General features: G+C 46.8%; 18 protein-coding genes. 15 read left to right on the forward strand and 3 right to left on the reverse strand.

The window, feature by feature from the left end:
• On the forward strand, window positions 1-576 hold a 576-nt coding region (locus ACR0QE_RS10645), incomplete at its 5' end, for an AEC family transporter (protein ID WP_432628332.1).
• Between the two features lie 116 nt (window positions 577-692).
• Here ACR0QE_RS10645 and ACR0QE_RS10650 read toward each other — a convergent pair.
• Together ACR0QE_RS10650 and ACR0QE_RS10655 are read right to left on the reverse strand one after the other, a co-directional pair.
• Entirely contained in the window at window positions 693-1,646 is a 954-nt protein-coding gene (locus ACR0QE_RS10650) for a CPBP family intramembrane glutamic endopeptidase (protein WP_432628333.1), read from the reverse strand.
• Window positions 1,647-1,965: 319 nt separating this feature from the next.
• Window positions 1,966-2,367 carry a hypothetical protein gene (locus ACR0QE_RS10655; protein WP_432628334.1) on the reverse strand — a complete coding sequence of 134 codons (402 nt, stop codon included), beginning with the start codon at window positions 2,365-2,367 and terminating at the stop codon, window positions 1,966-1,968.
• Window positions 2,368-3,231: 864 nt separating this feature from the next.
• Between ACR0QE_RS10655 and ACR0QE_RS10660 the strand changes: the two genes are divergently transcribed.
• The 8 genes from ACR0QE_RS10660 (at window position 3,232) to ACR0QE_RS10695 (ending at window position 12,870) form a co-directional block, all read left to right on the forward strand.
• Window positions 3,232-4,857 (forward strand): ABC transporter substrate-binding protein, encoded by a 1,626-nt coding sequence (locus tag ACR0QE_RS10660; protein ID WP_432628335.1) that lies wholly within the window; start codon window positions 3,232-3,234, stop codon window positions 4,855-4,857.
• Between the two features lie 91 nt (window positions 4,858-4,948).
• Window positions 4,949-5,881: an ABC transporter permease gene (locus ACR0QE_RS10665; RefSeq protein ID WP_432628336.1), complete on the forward strand. Its 933-nt coding sequence runs from the start codon at window positions 4,949-4,951 to the stop codon at window positions 5,879-5,881.
• Between the two features lie 3 nt (window positions 5,882-5,884).
• Window positions 5,885-6,802 (forward strand): ABC transporter permease, encoded by a 918-nt coding sequence (locus ACR0QE_RS10670; protein WP_432628337.1) that lies wholly within the window; start codon window positions 5,885-5,887, stop codon window positions 6,800-6,802.
• 13 nt (window positions 6,803-6,815) lie between these two features.
• The gene (locus ACR0QE_RS10675; protein WP_432628338.1) at window positions 6,816-7,802 is read left to right on the forward strand and encodes an ABC transporter ATP-binding protein; all 987 of its coding nucleotides are present in this window, start codon (window positions 6,816-6,818) and stop codon (window positions 7,800-7,802) included.
• The gene (locus tag ACR0QE_RS10680) at window positions 7,802-8,797 is read left to right on the forward strand and encodes an ABC transporter ATP-binding protein (protein ID WP_432628339.1); all 996 of its coding nucleotides are present in this window, start codon (window positions 7,802-7,804) and stop codon (window positions 8,795-8,797) included. The genes ACR0QE_RS10675 and ACR0QE_RS10680 overlap by 1 nt, the downstream gene beginning before the upstream one ends.
• A gap of 156 nt (window positions 8,798-8,953) precedes the next feature.
• Entirely contained in the window at window positions 8,954-10,039 is a 1,086-nt protein-coding gene (locus ACR0QE_RS10685; protein ID WP_432628340.1) for a mandelate racemase/muconate lactonizing enzyme family protein, read from the forward strand.
• Window positions 10,036-11,442, forward strand: coding sequence for a serine hydrolase domain-containing protein (locus ACR0QE_RS10690; protein WP_432628341.1), 1,407 nt, complete (start codon window positions 10,036-10,038; stop codon window positions 11,440-11,442). The genes ACR0QE_RS10685 and ACR0QE_RS10690 overlap by 4 nt, the downstream gene beginning before the upstream one ends.
• A gap of 897 nt (window positions 11,443-12,339) precedes the next feature.
• The gene (locus ACR0QE_RS10695; protein WP_432628342.1) at window positions 12,340-12,870 is read left to right on the forward strand and encodes a zinc-ribbon domain-containing protein; all 531 of its coding nucleotides are present in this window, start codon (window positions 12,340-12,342) and stop codon (window positions 12,868-12,870) included.
• Between the two features lie 189 nt (window positions 12,871-13,059).
• On the opposite strand, the gene ACR0QE_RS10700 is transcribed toward ACR0QE_RS10695, so the two are convergent.
• Window positions 13,060-13,560: a nitroreductase family protein gene (locus ACR0QE_RS10700; protein WP_432628343.1), complete on the reverse strand. Its 501-nt coding sequence runs from the start codon at window positions 13,558-13,560 to the stop codon at window positions 13,060-13,062.
• A gap of 149 nt (window positions 13,561-13,709) precedes the next feature.
• Here ACR0QE_RS10700 and ACR0QE_RS10705 point away from each other — a divergent pair, with 149 nt between their 5' ends.
• From ACR0QE_RS10705 to ACR0QE_RS10730, 6 genes are all read left to right on the forward strand, one after another.
• Window positions 13,710-13,934, forward strand: a complete 225-nt coding sequence (locus tag ACR0QE_RS10705; RefSeq protein ID WP_432628344.1) for a hypothetical protein — start codon at window positions 13,710-13,712, stop codon at window positions 13,932-13,934.
• Window positions 13,935-13,967: 33 nt separating this feature from the next.
• Window positions 13,968-14,456, forward strand: coding sequence for a ribonuclease Z (locus tag ACR0QE_RS10710; RefSeq protein WP_432628345.1), 489 nt, complete (start codon window positions 13,968-13,970; stop codon window positions 14,454-14,456).
• Between the two features lie 7 nt (window positions 14,457-14,463).
• Window positions 14,464-15,531: a DNA/RNA non-specific endonuclease gene (locus tag ACR0QE_RS10715; RefSeq protein WP_432628346.1), complete on the forward strand. Its 1,068-nt coding sequence runs from the start codon at window positions 14,464-14,466 to the stop codon at window positions 15,529-15,531.
• Window positions 15,532-15,590: 59 nt separating this feature from the next.
• Window positions 15,591-16,433 (forward strand): alpha/beta hydrolase, encoded by an 843-nt coding sequence (locus ACR0QE_RS10720; protein WP_432628347.1) that lies wholly within the window; start codon window positions 15,591-15,593, stop codon window positions 16,431-16,433.
• Window positions 16,434-16,487: 54 nt separating this feature from the next.
• Window positions 16,488-17,360, forward strand: a complete 873-nt coding sequence (locus ACR0QE_RS10725) for a response regulator (RefSeq protein ID WP_432628348.1) — start codon at window positions 16,488-16,490, stop codon at window positions 17,358-17,360.
• A 140-nt stretch (window positions 17,361-17,500) separates the two neighbouring features.
• On the forward strand, window positions 17,501-18,325 hold the full coding sequence (locus ACR0QE_RS10730) for a hypothetical protein (protein ID WP_432628349.1): 825 nt from the start codon (window positions 17,501-17,503) through the stop codon (window positions 18,323-18,325).
• Window positions 18,326-18,447 lie beyond the last annotated feature (122 nt).

The following is an 18,447-nucleotide window of genomic DNA, read 5'->3' on the forward strand; positions in this document are numbered from 1 at the left end:
ATCTATCCGCAGAACGGAATGCTTTACATCTCACTTGTGACGATTGTGGACCAGTCTGTGTTATGGACACTTGGTGTGAAACTCACAACTCCGGAGGGCACGGAGGGCGGATTTAAACTCAGGAAAATGATCAATCCGGCGACAATCGCGATTGCTCTGGCGCTAATCTTTATTCTTGCGGGAATTCCAGTACCGGGAGTGATCAATACCGGTTTGCAGAAGATCGGGGGAACGGCAACACCGATTGCGATGATCTATCTCGGTGGAGTCTTTGCCTGTATGGATATCCGCCGCTATGCGTTTAAACCGGAACTTTACGGAATTGTGTTCGTAAAGATGTTAGTAGCACCGCTGCTTGTTTATCTGGCGCTCTGTCTTGTGCCGATTTCCCCGGAGATCCATATGACGATGGCGCTGCTGACTGCAATGCCGGCGATGTCGTCCGCCGTGATGATGGCAAAATCCTCGGGCTCAGAGGGAGATTACGCAATGGGAGGAATCTTTGTGACGACGATCGGATCTATTGTGACGCTTCCGCTCGTGTGTTGGCTCCTTGAGCACCTGTTTGCAGTGTAAAGATTAAAGGTGTTGTAGGCTCTTGGCAATAAAAAAAGTACCACGTCTGATTGTGTTGGTCAGGCATGGTACTCTGTATTTTATTATAGAAAGCATTTTGTGCAGCTTATCGGAGCTTAGGAACCGCTGATCCAGGAGATCACAAAGCTGATGCCGGTTGCTGCCAGAAAGAACCAGACTCCCGGAGCTTTTAAGAGGGTAATGCCAACTGGCTCTTTAAGAAAAATCCATCTGGGAAACCATTTTAACTTTCCTATGTATAAAAAGAAAATGACTGCTGCAATAATCATGCAGGAAAGAGCCACTCCGCCGAAAAGGATGGAGATCAGCAGAGAGAGAAAGCCATTCACCGCGGTACTGTCCGCAAGAAGAATGGGGATGACTCCACCCACAAAATTGATGATCATGTGAAGTGCGATGTTGTAGCGGATCCGTCCAGTGGTGCTGTACAGATAGGCAAATACCATTCCGAGCATGGTGGCATAGAAAAACTGAAAGCAGTTTCCGTGAAAAAGCCCAAAGCTGAGTCCGGAGAGCACCACGGCAGTCTTCTGGCCGAAGGGAACGAGCCGGTCAATCAGATATTTGCGAAACATCAGTTCTTCCATAACCGGAGCGATCAGCACGGTTGTGAGGAAGACGACACCGACGTGCATCCCTGTGATCAGGTCATCCAAAGGATTTTCCTGTACCGTTCCGCTCAAGGTGCTGGCGATTGCCATGAGATATTGCCCGATCAGATTTCCGATGTAAGTCATTCCGAAACAGAAAATCAGAAGTACGGCAAAGTCGCTTGCCGGAATTGTCTTTTTGTCGGTTTTTTTCCACGAGGGAATCCTGTTCATCACCCATGCAAAGACGGGAAATGCGATTCCGTACATGGTAAACTGAGAGAGCAGCATGGCGACATCGCTGCGAAACAGAAATGAGAGGTCAAAGATTCCGGCGGTTGCGAACGAAAAAAGTCTGAGGGCAATCGTGAGGAAAAACGATGCGACATGGTTTACGATCAGAAAGATGACGTAAGCCCATGCAATATGGGAAAGCTGTTTTTTTGCGTTGATATTCATTGTATAATGGATTCACCCCTTCTTTTTCCTTTTGTTTCAATGTTTATTTGAATATGATGTTTTTATCTGTGTTTCTATTTTTTATTTTTTATCTGTGCTGTATCTCAGTATTGTTTCACAACTGGAAAGAATTGTCAAGTGCAGAGCTATTATCATTACGACAAACATATGAGTAAATAAGTTATGAACACGCCTCTTTTATGATAAAAAAAGAGAAGGTCATTTCCTGTCCTCATTGTCCCGCTTTATGAACGGTTGACCGGATGGATAAATGACCTTTTTATTCTATAATTTTTTATTTAACACAATTTTCAACACGTTACGTTCTCTGCCTTGGTGGGGTTTTATAAAGCTCACCGACAAACCCGTTTGGATTTCCAGATACATATCCCTTACCATGAATAGCCTCTAAATGAGCTTGTACCTCCTTGTCCTTCGGTAGATCGCGAAAATTTTCTCTGCGAAGATCATATTCAGCTTGTGTTTCAATTTTAAGGAATTCTTCTTTCAGACTCATTTTTACTACCCCTTTCAAAATTTTTTCATCATAATTGCAAGTACCAAAAACTTCATTCAGGAGAGTTCCATCTGCTTTACACTCACGGATAATACACTTTAATGCTTTTTCTTCATCAACTGGTTTTCCATCTAAATCATAATAGTATATTTCAAAATAGTCCCCACCAGCAGGGGTTTTTCCCATTATTTTCTTGTGAGTCATATTCTTCACCGCCAATCACTTGAATAATAATTTCAAAAGCACTGTCCTATTAGAAAAGTCAGTTTCAAATGTTGATCGATTATGTGTAAATTTTGCAACAGATTCAACAAAATCTTTTTCATTTGAATTTTTACCATACTTGGTCGGTGACTTCTTTTTCAAATACATCATATCACATTTCATTGCATTTATCCAACCTTGACATCACGACAAACGCATAAATGATTATCTACCACCAATTTCATCTTTACTACTGTGGGAAAACTTTCGCAAGAAAATCACGCGCCAAGTCTGCGCGAGCGTCAGACTTAATTTGGATCAAAATCCGAGGCTCTTGGCTAAATTTTTGTCAAAAATCCGGAGCGATTCAAAAAAAGAACGAAAAAATGGGCATAAAAATGAGGACAAAAAAATAGGAACAAAAGATATAAATAGCAAAAATGACGATAAAAAAATAAAAATTCAACAGGAAGAACAAAAAAACCACTAAAAAATCTAAAATAAGAATAAAATTGTTCTTGACAAAAAACAAACGTGAGAGTATAGTGACAAGTGGCTTTTATGATGTATACTGGAATTTGTGAAACAGAAGTTATTACCAGAAAAGATGAACACAAGTGATGTAAGAGAAAAGTGAACAGGTGATATCGGTCGTTTATGACCTAACACGAGACGTATGCTCAAGGAAGAGTGTCCCTAGGGAACGTCTCGTTTTTTTTAGAACGCATATCTGGAAAAATGCAAAACTTGCACGGTTCCAGCGGCTTTTTGTATATCAGGGTGAACGTCGATTGGAAAAGCAAAGTAACACAAAAGATTCAGCAACGAGAAAAGCAAAGATTACAAAGAGAGGAAGTAAAGCAAATGAAAAAGACATTGGCAGGAATCGCCCTTGGCTGTGTGCTTGCAGTTTCTCTGACTGCATGTGGCGGCTCTAAGAGCACTGAGACGACTGCTGCAGCTTCTTCTGCTGAAACTAGTGCAGCAGGCGAGAGCTCCGCAGCAGCAACCACAACGGATGGTTCTGGAAAGATTGTACGCGTTGCAGCAGTAGATCCGCAGGTAGCGCTGGATCCGCAGCAGTACACTTACAGCATCGTCATGAAGATCACGGACAACATTACGGAGTCCCTGCTGACCACGACGGAGAACGGTCTGGAGCCGACCCTGTTAGCTTCCATGCCGACCATCTCTGAGGATCAGATGACTTACAGCTTTGAGCTTCTTCCGGATGTGAAGTTCCACAACGGTGAGACCCTGAAGGCTTCTGACGTAAAGTATTCTTACGAGCGTCTGGTCAAGATGGCAAAGATGGCAACCCTGTTAGAGAATGTAGTTGGTTACGATGAGCTGAGCAACGGTGCAGCAGAGGAACTGTCCGGTATTCAGGTTCAGGATGACACCCACTTCACCATTCAGCTGACAAAGCCGTATGCTCCGTTCCTTTCTGTTCTGTCTACCGCTTACTGCGCAATCTATCCGCAGGCTGCTTGCGAGGAGGCAGGAGATAACTGGGGTATGAGCGTTCTGTACGGTACTGGCCCGTTCAAGATGGACAGCTATCAGAGCGGTGTTGGCGTAACCCTTTCCCGTTTTGAGGATTACCATGGCGACGGCGTAAAGCTTGATGGCCTGGACTACAAGTTCATCGAGGATGTAAACACTCAGGTTCTTGAGTATCAGAAGGGCAATGTGGACTACGTTGACGTAGATCCGTCCATCTACCCGGTATACTCCAGCAACCCGGATCTGAAGGATCAGATGCACGGCTTCCAGCCGACCGGATGCTACAGCCTGACTGTAAATTCCAAGACCTTCCCGGATGCAAAGGTAAGAGAGGCAATTGCTCTTTCCATCGACCGTAAGGCTATCTGCGACAGCATTCTGCATGGCACCGCTACGGTTCCGACCTCCTACATTCCGGCTGGAATCATCGGACATGATGGCAGTCTTCCGGAGTTCGAGTACAATCCGGAGCAAGCAAAGCAGCTCCTTGCTGAGGCAGGATACCCGGATGGTATTGATCTGCGTGTAACCGTAAACACCAAGTATCAGGGTAACGTTGCAATCGCAACTGCATTCCAGCAGCAGGCAAAGGCAGCAGGCATCAACGTAGAGGTTGAGCAGGTTGACTCCGCAGCATGGTCTGATATGAAGAAGAGCGGTGGCGTTGATTGCGGTATTGCTAACTGGTATGTAGATTACGCTGATCCGGAGAGCATGCTCTATCCGATGACCAAGACCGACACCAACTCCAGCTTCTGGCACAACGACGAGTTTGACAAGCTGCTTGAGGATGGTATCGCAACCACCGATGAGGCAGAGCGTCTGGAGATTTACGCAAAGGCAGAGCACATCATGACCAGAGAAGATTGGGCAACCACTCCTCTGTACAATGAGACCAAGTTCTACCTGCTGAACCCGAAGATCACCGGATTCCAGATGGATTCTACCTTCCGTATGTTCTGGAAGAACGCAGATATTCAGTAGTCATTTGCGCAAACTTATACAAATGTTCTGAGAAGAGGGGGGCTGTGCATGTTTTGCAGCCTTCCTTTCTCACTATTATAGGAGAAAATCAATGCTTTCATACACGGCAAAACGCCTGGTACAGACAATCTTTGTTCTGGTAGGCATCAGTCTGATTACATTTGTCCTGCTTCAGGTAGTTCCGGGAGATCCGGTTGCACTGATGCTGGAGAAGCGTGCGGATCCCGAGACGATTGCGAAAGTTCGTCATGAACTGGGGCTGGATCTGCCTTATTATGTACAGTATCTCAATTTCATTAAGGGTGCAGTTCATCTTGACTTTGGCACCTCCTATTTTACAAAAGAAGTTGTAACGGACGCGCTGATGCGCTGCTTTAAGGTAACGGTAAAGCTGGCCTGCATGTCCTTCGTATTTGCTGCAATTATTGGAATTCCGTGCGGTATCTTTGCTGCTGTAAAGCGCGGAAAAGGAATTGATACCGTTGTCATGGTCCTTGCGATCATCGGTGTATCTGCACCGGCATTCTGGGTAGCAATCATTCTTCAGATTATTTTTGGATTAAAGTTGAACATTCTGCCGATCTCCGGATTTGATTCCGTGGCGGCTTATATCCTGCCGAGTATCGCTCTTGGCGCTCGTTATGCAGGAAATATGGCACGAATCACTCGTACCAGTATGTTGGAAGTGCTTGGTCAGGATTACATCCGTACCGCAAAGGCAAAGGGTGTAAAACACTGGGCAGTCATTCTGAAACATGCACTGAAAAATGCAATGATTCCGATTGTAACCCTTGTGGGAACCGACTTCGGTTACATGCTGACCGGTTCCATGCTGATTGAGAAAGTATTCTCCATCCCGGGTATCGGTAAACTTGCCGTTGATGCAATGTCAAACCGAGATCTGCCGCTTCTTGAGGGAACGGTTATGTACATCGCGTTTGTCTTTGTTGTGGTAAACCTGCTTGTGGATGTTTCCTACGCATTTCTGGATCCGCGGATCCGTTACGGGAAAGGAGCGGCCTAAGAGATGGCAAAGAAAGTATTTGGATTTTTTAACAAACAGAAGCAGTTCGAGCAGGATGTCATGGAAAATGGCATGCAGTATTCGAGCTTTTACGGCGACAGTTTCCGCCGCTTGAAGAAGAATAAGATGGCCATGTTCTGTGCAGGTCTTCTGGTTCTTCTGGTGCTGATGGCAATTTTTGCTCCGCTGATCGCTCCGTATGATCCGACGTATCAGGATTACAGTGCGGTTTTAGCTGGACCGAGTCTGGCACATCCGTTTGGAACCGATGAGTTTGGCCGTGATATTCTTTCCAGAATTATTTACGGTTCCCGCGTTTCAATCAGTATCGGTATCGTTGCACAGGTCATTGCTTCGATCGTGGGAGTCACCCTCGGCTCTTTAGCAGGCTACTACGGTGGCTGGATTGACAACACGATCTCCCGTATCATGGAGATCTTCCAGGCTTTCCCGGATCTGATCTTTGCAATGGCAATTATGACCTTCCTCGGAAAAGGCGTGCTCAACCTCTTCATCGCACTCGGTCTTCTGACCTGGGTTCGCACCGCCCGTATGATCCGTGGCTCTGTCATGCAGTTAAAAGAGAAGGAGTACATTGAGGCGAGCCGTGCCTGCGGTGCTTCCACTTACTGGATCATCATGAAGGGACTTGTCCCGAACTGCCTTTCCACGATCATCGTTCTCGTAACGCTCGGTATTCCGAATGCAATCATGTACGAGGCATCCTTGAGTTTCCTTGGAATCGGTATCCAGCCTCCGACTCCGTCATGGGGCAATATGATCAGTGCTGCGCAGACGTTCATCAGCTATCGTCCGGTATACAGCATTATGCCAGGTGTGGCAATCATGATCACGGTTATCGCATTCAATATTTTCGGCGACGGTTTAAGAGATGCGCTTGACCCGAAGTTAAAGAACTAAGGAGGTGTGTGAAATGGCAGAGAAAATTTTACAGGTAAAAAATCTGAAGACCTATTTCCACACGCAGGCGGGTCTGGTAAAGGCTGTCAACGATGTGTCCTTTGATGTGGAAAAGGGAAAAACCCTTGGAATCGTGGGTGAGTCCGGCTGTGGAAAGAGTATCACATCCCTGTCGATCATGGGTCTGGTGGAGAAGCCAGGAAAGATCGAGGGCGGAGAGATTCTCTTTGAGGGCGAGGACCTCTTAAAGAAGACGGAAGATCAGATGCGTCAGATCCGCGGTAAGCAGATCGCGATGATTTTCCAGGAGCCGATGACCTCTCTGAATCCGGTTTACACGATCGGAGAGCAGATCACGGAGGCTCTGCTTCTTCATGAAAATATGACGAAGCGTCAGGCGAAGGAGCGCGGAATCGAGATGCTCAAACTCGTTAAAATCCCGCTTGCGGAGCGCCGTTTCGATGAGTATCCGCATCAGCTCTCCGGTGGTATGCGTCAGCGTGTCATGATCGCAATGGCGCTCTGCTGTAATCCGGAAATGCTGATCTGCGATGAGCCGACGACAGCACTCGATGTGACGATTCAGGCACAGATCCTTGATCTGATCAATGAGCTGAAAAATGAGACCGGTACTTCCGTCATGATGATCACCCATGATCTCGGCGTTATCGCAGAGGTTGCCGACGATGTCATGGTTATGTATGCAGGTAAGGTTGTCGAGCATGCAACCTGTGACCAGATCTTTGAGAAACCGATGCATCCGTATACCGATGGTCTGATGAAATGCATTCCGAAGCTCGATGACGATGACACAAAGGAGCTGAGCGTGATCAAGGGTATGGTGCCAAGTTTTGACGACATGCCGAAGGGCTGTGCATTCTGCCCGAGATGTCCTCAGGCGCGCGAGATCTGCAAGCAGAAGATGCCGGAGCTCGTGGAGGCAGAGGGACGCAAGGTCCGCTGCTTTAAGTATACAAAAGAATGGGAGGAGAACGTCTGATGAGCGAAGCAAATGACAAGACCCCTCTGTTAGAGGTCAAAAATCTGCGAAAATTGTTCCCGGCGAGATCGTCCTTTTTCGCAAAAGAAAAATCCTGGATCAAGGCAGTTGATGATGTATCCTTTACCTTAAATCCGAGAGAGACACTCGGTGTCGTAGGTGAGTCCGGATGTGGAAAGTCGACGATGGGCCGCTCGGTTCTGCGTCTGATTGAACCGACTTCCGGTCAGATCCTTTACAAGGGAAAGGATTTCGGAAAAGCTTCCGGTCAGGAACTGAGAAAAATGCGTGCAGACATGCAGATCATTTTCCAGGATCCGTATGCATCCTTAAACCCGAGAATGACGGTCGGTGAGGTTATTGCAGAGCCGTTAAATATTCAGAAGCGTTATAAGACTGCTGAGGAGACCCGTGCCCAGGTACTCAAAGTTATGGAAGTCGTAGGTCTTAATCCGAAGTACTACAACCGTTACCCGCACGAGTTTTCAGGTGGTCAGCGTCAGAGAATCGGTATCGCGCGTGCGATCGTGCTCAGTCCGTCTCTCGTTGTCTGCGATGAGCCGGTATCTGCACTCGATGTTTCGATCCAGTCTCAGGTGCTGAACCTGCTGCGTGAATTGCAGAACTCGATGGGAATGGCATACATCTTCATTTCCCATAACTTAAGTGTCATCAAGCATATCTCTGACCGCGTCATGGTTATGTATCTCGGTCATGTGGTTGAGATGGCGGACAAGAAAGAGCTCTTTGCGAACCCGTCCCATCCGTACACACAGGCACTTCTGTCTGCAATTCCGATGCCGGAGCGCCATTCCAAGAGAAAGAAGATTATTCTTCAGGGCGATCTTCCGAGCCCGGCAAATCCGCCGGCAGGATGTATCTTCCATACCCGCTGTTTCATGGCAAAGGACATCTGTTCCACGCAGAAACCGGAGCTGCGAGACATTGGAAACGGCCATATGTGTGCCTGCCATTTCTGTGATGGCTGCAAGTAAAACTTGTTGTACGTCATGTACTTAATAAAATTGTGTTAATACTTAAATATCTGTAATCGAAGTGTGTTTGGCATCTGCTCTTTTGGGGCAGGGTGGCAAACGCACTTTGGTTTTGAAAAAAGAAAAAATGAAACATGTGAAAGGAAGCGTAGTGTCATGAAAATCACGGATATCAAGATTTACAAGATGCAGGTGCCGCTTGTGCGCCCGTTCCGCATTTCTCTCGGACTGATCACCCATGCGGTCAGCTGTCTGGTTGAGGTGGAAACAGATGAAGGAATCACCGGATACGGAGAGGGATCTCCGGGACCGTTTATCACCGGTGAGAATCTTGAGGGTACGATTGCAACGATCGGGCGTATCAAGGAGAAGCTGATCGGTGTGGATCCGAGAGATATGGAGAAGGTATATGCTGTGATGAACCGTGCGGTTGCTTATTGCGGAACTGCAAAAGCAGCGATTGACATTGCCTGCCATGATATCATCGGAAAGAGCGCAAATCTTCCGCTCTACAAGGTGCTTGGCGGAATGTCCGGTGAGATTGAGACCGATATGACGGTCGGCATTGATGATCCGCAGGTGATGGCAGAGCGTGCGAGAGAGCATGTGAAGGCTGGATTTAACGTGATTAAGACGAAGGTCGGAACGGATTTTGCAACCGATCTTGCAAGAGTTCGTGCAATTCGTGAGGCTGTCGGCGATGACGTGAAGATCCGTCTGGATGCAAACCAGGGATGGAAGGCAAAAGAGGCTGTTGAGCTGATCGCCCGCCTGAATGAGTACGATATCGAGCTTGTAGAGCAGCCGGTTCCGAGATTTGATTTTGAGGGACTTAAATTTGTCACGGCTCACAGCAGTGTTCCGATCATGGCAGACGAGAGCTGCTGGGATTCCAAGGATGCGCTGCGTCTGGTATCTGAGCGCGCAGTAGACTACATCAACATCAAGCTGATGAAGTGTGGCGGTATTTACGAGGCAAAGAAGATTGTGGCAATTTCTGAGGCAGCAGGCGTGGAGTGCATGCTTGGATGTATGGCAGAGGAGAGCGGTATCGGCATCACCGCAGCAGCTTCCCTCGGCGCAGCAATGAAGAACATCACCCGTGCAGATCTGGATGCGACGTTCTCTTTGAAGGCACTGCCGTTTGAGGGTGGATTTGATGTCAAGGATACGAGACATCTGGTTCTGTCTTCTGAGGCCGGTCTTGGAATCCGCAGCCTGAAGAAGGAGATGTTCTCATGAACCGTATGACAGAAGAAGGAAAGAAGCAGTTAGAAGCGCTGGTCGCTCAGGTGATGGAGGATTGCAGTGCGCGTGGTGTTGCAGTCGGCATTGTAAATGCAAAGGGAGAGATCCAGTACGAGCAGTATTTCGGTTACAGAGATGAGGAGAATAAGCTCCCGATCAACCGTGACACGATCTTTGGTATGGCATCTGTGACGAAGTCTTTTACGGCACTGTCAATCATGCAGATGCAGATGGATGGAGTTCTCTCTGTGGATGATCCGGTGTCCAAGTACATTCCGGAATTCACAAACAAGAATCAGGATCAGCCGGTAAAGCTGTGGCATTTAATGTGTCACAGTGGCGGATATTTCCCGCTTCCGCGTATCGTTGTGGACAAGACGGCTCAGGCGATGGGAATTGAGGATACGCTTGAGGAGGAGCTGATTTACCGCAGGGACTTTGCTGATGAGGGAATCCGACTTGTCGCAGAGCGTCTTGACAATCAGACTCGTTTTACGGGTCGTCCGGGTCAGCGCATGAGCTACTGCAATGATGGTTTTGGACTGCTCTCTGACATTGTGCGCCGTCATTCGGACTGCGATTCATTTGCGGAGTATCTCGACAAGCATGTCTTAAAGCCGATTGGCATGGAAAGAAGCAACACGAGCTTTATCCGCAATACGTTGGATGAAAATGCAGCTGTTCTGTACTCTTTTGAAAATGGAGAGTGGAGAGCAGACCGCGATTACCAGAATGATGCTTTCGTGCTTCACGGTGGCGGAGCCATGAAGTCTACTCTGGGCGACATGATGAAGTATGCAGTGATGTATTTAAACGAGGGAACTGCAGAGAATGGAAATCGGATTCTGGATCGCTATTCCGTTCAGGAGATGGAGAAGCCGAGACAGTTTATGAAGCCGGGTGTTTACTACGGATATGGTCTTGAGACGAAGCAGGTTGAAGACCGCGCAGTCTATGAGCACGGCGGAAGTCTGCCGGGAGTTTCTTCCAACTTCTCGTTCTGTCCGCAGGAGGAAGTCGGCATAGTGGTTCTGTGCAATACGATGGATGTGTCTGTGGTGGCAATTGCAGATGCTGCTCTTCGCGCATACTGTGGTCTTGAGGTTTCTGAGAAGCGTCAGGAGCATGGAAAACGTGAGTGGAGTGAGGAAGAGCGCAAGGAGCTTGCCGGAACTTATGTATCTGGAGAGGGCGATGCGTTTGAACTCAAGGATGAAAATGGAAGCCTGACGATGTCTGTAAACGGAAAGGCAGTGGATCTTCAGGCTGTTTATCCGTATCAGGGAATGGTTCGCAAAAAATATTCCGATATTTATCTGACTGCAATTCGCGATGAAGAAGGTCATGTGTTTGCTGCGCGTTATGGCAGCCGGATTTTTCCGAAAAGTGAGCAGTAAGGCAAGGCTTTGCAGCTAGTTTTACCTTGATTTCAGAGTGGATGAGATTGAGATGGTATTTGGGGCGCTCCATCGTCTGAGCAGATATCCATGTGAACACGCTCTCGCTCCGGGTTTCGGACGTAGCGGTGCATAAGGTCGCAAAATACGCGACCTAAGCACCGACGCCTCAACACGGGTTCGCATTGGATATTCTCTCAGCCTCGGAGCGCCTGAAGTTTTTGCTTTTTTCAGTTGAATTGAATTCTTATCTGTGCTATAATTCTAGTTATTCAGTTATTCAGTTATTCAGTTATTCAGTTATTCAGTTATTCAGTTATTCAGTTATTATCCCATTTTTTTCTTTTATAGTGATTTGAAATTTTCCAGAGTATTAGATAATTTGTATAAGATTAATATTTATAGCGCTTATCATAATTTTGCGCCCTATTTTATTTGCCTGGTATATGAAATGAGTGCTAAAAAGTTAAGAGGGTTATTTATGTGAGTAGTCATAGGTCACTTATTTAGGCTTTCAGACGTGGTAGTTCATTTGAGTTATGTAATAGCAGTGAATAAAGTAGGAAAATATAGTGAAAAGGCGACGGAGCAGGAAAGATTCTGCAAACCCGTGTTGAGGCGTCGGTGTTTAGGTCGCGTATTTTGCGACCTTATGCACCGCTACGTCCGAAACCCGGAGCGAGAGCGTGTTTGCAGAACTTTATCCTGCGATCGGAGCCGTAAATCTTGCAATAAAATAATAAAGTATTGAAAAAACATTGAAAGAGCATTGAAAAAGCGCAGTTGAAACTTAGCGCGACAAAAATCTGTCACGGGCATAGAGGTTTTGCACAGAAAGCAGAACCTATAAAAATTGCCATAGATTTTCAATAATCCAAAATAGAAAGGGGAAGAGACATGGTATTTTGTGCACGATGTGGGAGAAAACTGAGCGAGGGGACGAAATTCTGCCCGGGTTGCGGAGCGCCAGTACAGGGGCAGAGAGCCCAGCCTTTGCACGCGGAGGGAGAGCGACGGGGAACGTCTCAACCGTCGCAGGCACAGTCCTGGGAGACTTTGAGTCAGGCGAAAGATTTGAGCGGAGAGTTTCAGGCAGAAGATATCGAACAGAACAAGCTGATGGCGGTGCTTTCCTATTTTTCGCTTCTTGTAGTTCTGCCAATCCTCCTCGCGAAAGAGTCAAAATACGCCCGGTTTCATGCAAATCAGGGTTTGATTCTTATGATTGTGACAATGGGATGGCAGTTTGCTTCATCGATGCTGACCGTTGCCTTCAGCCGTTTTTGGTGGCAGATGCGCTTTGTGCTTCCATTTACCGGTATTGTCTATATATTGTTATTGGTTTTGTTTATTATGGGTGTGGCAAATGCATTGAGTGGAAAAGCAAAAGAGCTTCCGCTCATCGGAAAATTCAGAATTTTAAATTAAGAGAAAAACAAAAAATCAGATTTTATTCAGAACTTATATCCAAGTAAATCGCAATTCTAATTATATCTAAGCAGATCACAATTCTAATTCAAAAAAACGTTCATAAAAAATCCAGAATAAAAAGGCTTCTTTTAGGGAAAAGGATGTTGAAACCATAATCCTGCCCGGAAGAAGCCTTTTTTGATGGAATTAATCGTTAATAAAATGAATTCGTTCCGGATGGAAGCGGTCTGCCTGTGGACGGCTCTCTGCCGGATAGCCGAGAGGGAATAAAGAGAATACAGCTACATTTTCCGGGAGATCCAGGAGTTTATGGACAGACTCCATGCGGTCCTCGATGGGAGCGATTCCGATCCAGACGCCGCCAAGGCCGAGCGAATCGGTTTCAAGCCAGATATTCTGCTGGCAGATTGCCAGATCAATCTGTGCAAAATCCGGGCGGATCAGTCCTTCTGTTCGATAAACCGGAACAATGACAACCGGCGCGCCTGCGGCACAGCCTGAATAAGGAGTGACGGAAGCCAGCTTCTGAATTTTTTCTTTGTCGGTCACCACATAAAACTCCCAGGGCTGCTGGTTGCAAGCGCTCGGAGCCTGCATTCCGGCTTTTAAAATCTGCATGATTTTTTCTTCTTCGACCGGTTTATCTGCATATTTTCTTACACTGATTCTGTGAAAAATGCTATCCATAAATCATTTCCTCCTCGCAAATAAGATAGGTTCATCTTATCATAAAAAATGGTTGAAATCAAATGCTGGACGGATGGACCATATCTTTTCTTAAAGATTTGTGGTAAAATGATATGGAATTCAGAAAAGAAAAAGGAGTGAGAAAAATTTTGAGACGAGCAGTGGCACTTATTATGGCACTTGTTTTTCCGATTAGTTTGATTGCGAGTATTGTCCTTAGCCTTTTGCATCATCCGTATGCATCTCTTGCGCTTGGAATCGCATTTGCAACGATGCTTGTTTTTCCGGTTTTTTATCTGGGCGCAACATTTCCGAAACATATGGCGGATATCTATGTGAGAGTAAAAACAAAATTGATCGAATGGTCAAAATAGTAGGATAAAAGATTGGAGAAAGGAAAAAGGCAAATGATCGTTGCAGTTTGCATAGATGACAAAAATGGGATGATGTTCAATAAACGCCGTCAGAGTCAGGACCGGCTTCAGAGACATCACTTGAGAGAACTGGCTGATGGCAGAGCGATCTGGATGAATGCGTACAGTGCTGTCCTTTTTCAGCGGGACTGTGAGAATCCGGATGGAGGAGAGACAGAAAAACAGGGATCTGCGGCAGATGCGAATATCTGCGTGGCAGAGGATTTTCTGGCGCAGGCAGGCGAAGGGGAATTCTGTTTTGTGGAGAATCAGAATGTCTCGGAATATGAAGAAAAAATCGAGTCCGTTCTTCTCTATAAATGGAATCGAGTCTATCCATCTGACCGTTTCTTTGACTTGAACTTGAGTGACGGGGACTGGGAGATGACGAAGATGGAGGAGTTTGCCGGTTCTTCCCATGAGAAGATTACGGTGGAGTATTATCAAAAGAAAAAGAAAACAAAAGAAGAGGACGGAGAGTAGTCAGATTATGAGAAAACTGAAAATATGGATTGCAGGTCTGGTGACAGCGGTGTCACTGGTTCTTTCTGCATGTGAAGAAATACCGGAGCTGGAATTATCGGGGAGTGTTCAGGCGACGACGGAGGCACAGGCGGCGACAGAGGCATCATCGTCAACAAATGGCTCAGAGTCGGAGCAGACAACCGGTTCTTTAAACGGGAAATTCAGCCTTTCTGAAGTGCCTGAATATTCAGGAGATCCGTATGTGGCAGTTCACGACAATGTTCCGTATTTTACGGAAGCGGAGCTTAAGGCGGCAAAGGATTCATTTGAATCGTACAGTGAACTGGACAATCTTGGACGATGCGGTGTTGCCTACGCATCTGTCAGCACAGAGACGATGCCGACAGAAAAGCGGGGAGACATCAGCAGTGTAAAGCCGACAGGCTGGCATTCTGTCAGATATGACAATGTCGACGGAAAAAGCCTCTATAACCGCTGCCATCTGATCGGTTATCAGCTGACCGCAGAGAATGCGAATAAACAGAACCTGATCACGGGAACGAGATATCTGAACGTGGACGGAATGCTTCCGTTTGAAAATATGGTGGCAGACTATGTAAAAGAAACAAAAAACCATGTACTTTACCGTGTGACACCTGTTTTTGAGGGAGATAATCTGGTGGCATCAGGCGTGCTGATGGAGGCAGAGTCCGTCGAAGATCAGGGCGAGGGAGTGCTCTTTTGCGTCTATGCCTATGATGTTCAGCCGGGAATCACGATTGACTATGCAACAGGCGAGAGTGCACTTTCTGGTCAGGCGCTTGCCGGAGTGACGACGAAAACGGATAAGAATTCGACGGTAAAGGCAGCAGAGACGTCAGGAGGCTCTGACACAAAAGCAAATGACACAAAAGCAAATACAAAGAAAGAAAAGAAACAAACCTACATTTTGAATGTCAATACGGGAACGTTTCACAAGCCGGATTGTTCTTCGGCACAGAGAACAAAGGAAGAAAATAAAAAGCAGGTAAAAGAGACAAGGACTTCGATGATTGAACAGGGATATTCCCCGTGCAAGCAGTGTAATCCGTAGCAAGGAAAATAAAGCAAGTTTGTCTGACAGAAAAATGGAACGAAGAAGGGAGATACACGATGAAGGTATGGACAGAGACCATTAAGGAGATAGATGGAAATAGAGAAAAACAGGCAGGTGTACAGGTAGAGCCGGCATCCTATACGGCATATCTGATCGATAACAATCCGGATGAGAAGGAGCGGCTTCGGAAAGCCGTGATCATCTGTCCGGGAGGTGGATATCGGTTTGTGTCTCCTAGGGAGGCAGAGCCGATTGCACTTCAGTATCTCGCAATGGGATATCATGCTTTTGTCCTGTCTTACAGCGTAGCTCCGAGCCGCTTCCCGCAGGCACTTGAAGAACTCGCCTGGCTGACGGCCCATATCCGCAGACATGCAAAGGAGTGGAAGATCCAGAAAGATGGAATTGTGGTCTCCGGATTTTCGGCAGGAGGCCACCTTGCGGGAAGTCTTGGGGCATTCTGGAACCAGGAGTGGCTGGCAAAGGCTGTCTGCGCGGAAAATGAGGAGATCAAACCGAATGGAATGATTCTCTGCTATCCGGTTGTGACGGCGGGAGAGTATTGCCATAGGGGCTCTGTTGAAAATCTGCTTGGGGAGCGTGCCGGTGAGAAGAAAGCTCTGGATGAGTTTTCTCTCGAACTTCAGGTCGGGGCACATACGCCAAAGACCTTTCTCTGGCATACGGTGACAGATCAGACTGTTCCGGTGCAGAATTCTCTCCTGCTTGCGAGTGCTCTGGTACAGAGCGGAGTAAATCTGGAGATGCATCTCTATCCGGTCGGTGCGCATGGACTTTCACTTGCAAATGAGGAGACGGCGGTTGGTCAGGCAAATCGTGTGGAGCCACAGTGCCAGAACTGGATAGAACTTGCGGGGATCTGGATGAAAAATCTTTAAAGATTTTTTTGTCTGTAGGAAAAAATTTATGTATATAAGGAATGAAAGAGAAAGATGAAGATACTGGCAGTAGATGATGAGAGACCGGCACTTTCCGAATTGGAAGATGCAATTGCGGCGGCAGCTCCGGAAAGTGACATTTATTCTTGCATGGATGTAGAATCTGCGATTGCGATTATGGAAAAACAGATCTGTGATGTTGCGTTTTTGGATATTCATTTGCCGGAACTGAGCGGTGTGGATGCGGCTAGGAAATTGAAAGAAATTTATCCGAAAGTGAATATTATATTTGTGACGGCTTATGGGGAATACACGGGAGATGCGATGAGCATGCATGCGAGTGGATATATTATGAAGCCGGTGACGGAAAACAGTGTTCGGATGGAGATGGAGGATCTGCGCTTTTTGCCAGTCTCCGGGCAGAATCAGAACGCAGCGATTGCGACGGCGACGGAGGAGAGGGATTATTCGGACGGATCGGAGGACCTGCCAAAACTTTCGATTCGTGCGTTTGGAGATTTTGAGGTGTTTATCGATCACAAGCCGCTTCCGTTTCAGTATAACAAGACAAAAGAACTTCTGGCATATCTGGTTGACCGCCGGGGAGCGGTGTGCAGCAATGCGCAGATCATGGGAGCACTCTGGGAAGATGATGAGGATGAGCGCGGTCACATTTCCTACATGAAAAAATTGCGCACGGATCTGATCGTATCACTCACGAAGGCAGGCTGCGGAGATGTGATTTTAAGAAGGCGTGGAGCCATCGGAGTTGCAAAAGAAAAGATAGACTGTGATTATTTTGACTGGTGTGATGGCAAGCAGGATTCCTTTGACCGTTATCATGGAGAATATATGTCACAGTACAGCTGGGGCGAGTACACGCATGGAATGCTCGATGAAGTTTTTTACAGCAGAATGAGCAAATAATGGAATAAATAATGGGTTTATGAGGAGAAAGTTCGTCTCAGAGTGTCCATTTTGTATCTATTTATCATTTATAATAAGGACAAGAAATGTAATTGTGAAGATGATGAGCAGTTGACAGGAAATGATAAAGGAGGCCGGGGATGGGGGATTTAACGTCATATTTGGAAAAATGTGAGCGATTGGACAATCCGGTTAAGAAGCTGAATATGCTTTTTGCCATGAAAGCTCTGGATATGGAAGATCATCTCTTGGAAAAAGAGGATCAGGTTAGAATGGGACAGATTCTGGACAAGATGAATTTAGGAGCAGATTTGCTTCAGCGGCAGGATGGACACAGGGAGATGAGCATTGAGGGGGCACTGCTGGTTGCAGAACCTTATATCGAACATGCACTCAAACTGGAGTCAGAGCTTGAGCAGTCGAGAAGACCTCATATTCCGGGAAAGTCGGACATGAGGATTCCTCCGGATGCAGTCGAGCAGGTATCGGTGTCGGCACGGATGATTCGCGGGGCAAATATGCTGATTCAGACGTATTTTCCGAACGATATGGTATTTGCAAGTGCGCTTCAGGTAGCGGATGAGCGGGGGGATTTCAGTATTTACCGGGATCTTGTCAAGGGGGAGCCGGATAGGCGCATGTTGAAATCCTGCTATGAGGCGGATTGTGCCTCATTTCAAAAGAGTGGGATCCGTGCAGAGTGTGTCACGTTTGAGGAGTATGAAAAACAGGAGAAGACGAAGCTGTATGAAGATGTGCTTGAGAAAAGTGCAGAGCGTACCGCATCGTCAGCCAAAGAAGGTTCACGAGAAAGAATTTCTTTTCAAGAGATGGAGAGAAGAGAAAAGAAAGGAATTGGAGTGAAGAATGAAATCGATCACAATCATGAGCGTACACGTAGCCTTGGAGATCTGGGGCGCGCTGTTCTGCGTGGCAGCGGCCTTCAGCATCCAGGCAAGCGGTAGAGAGGTATTTCGAAAAAATCGTGCCCAGTACGCGCTGCTTGTTTTCAATGCTCTTTTGTTGGTCACGGACTCCTTGGCATGGTATTTTCGCGGAGATCCCTCAGCTGTCGGATATTATATGG

It is taken from the genome of Brotaphodocola sp. (assembly GCF_050873065.1).
Taxonomy (GTDB): Bacteria; Bacillota; Clostridia; order Lachnospirales; family Lachnospiraceae; genus Brotaphodocola.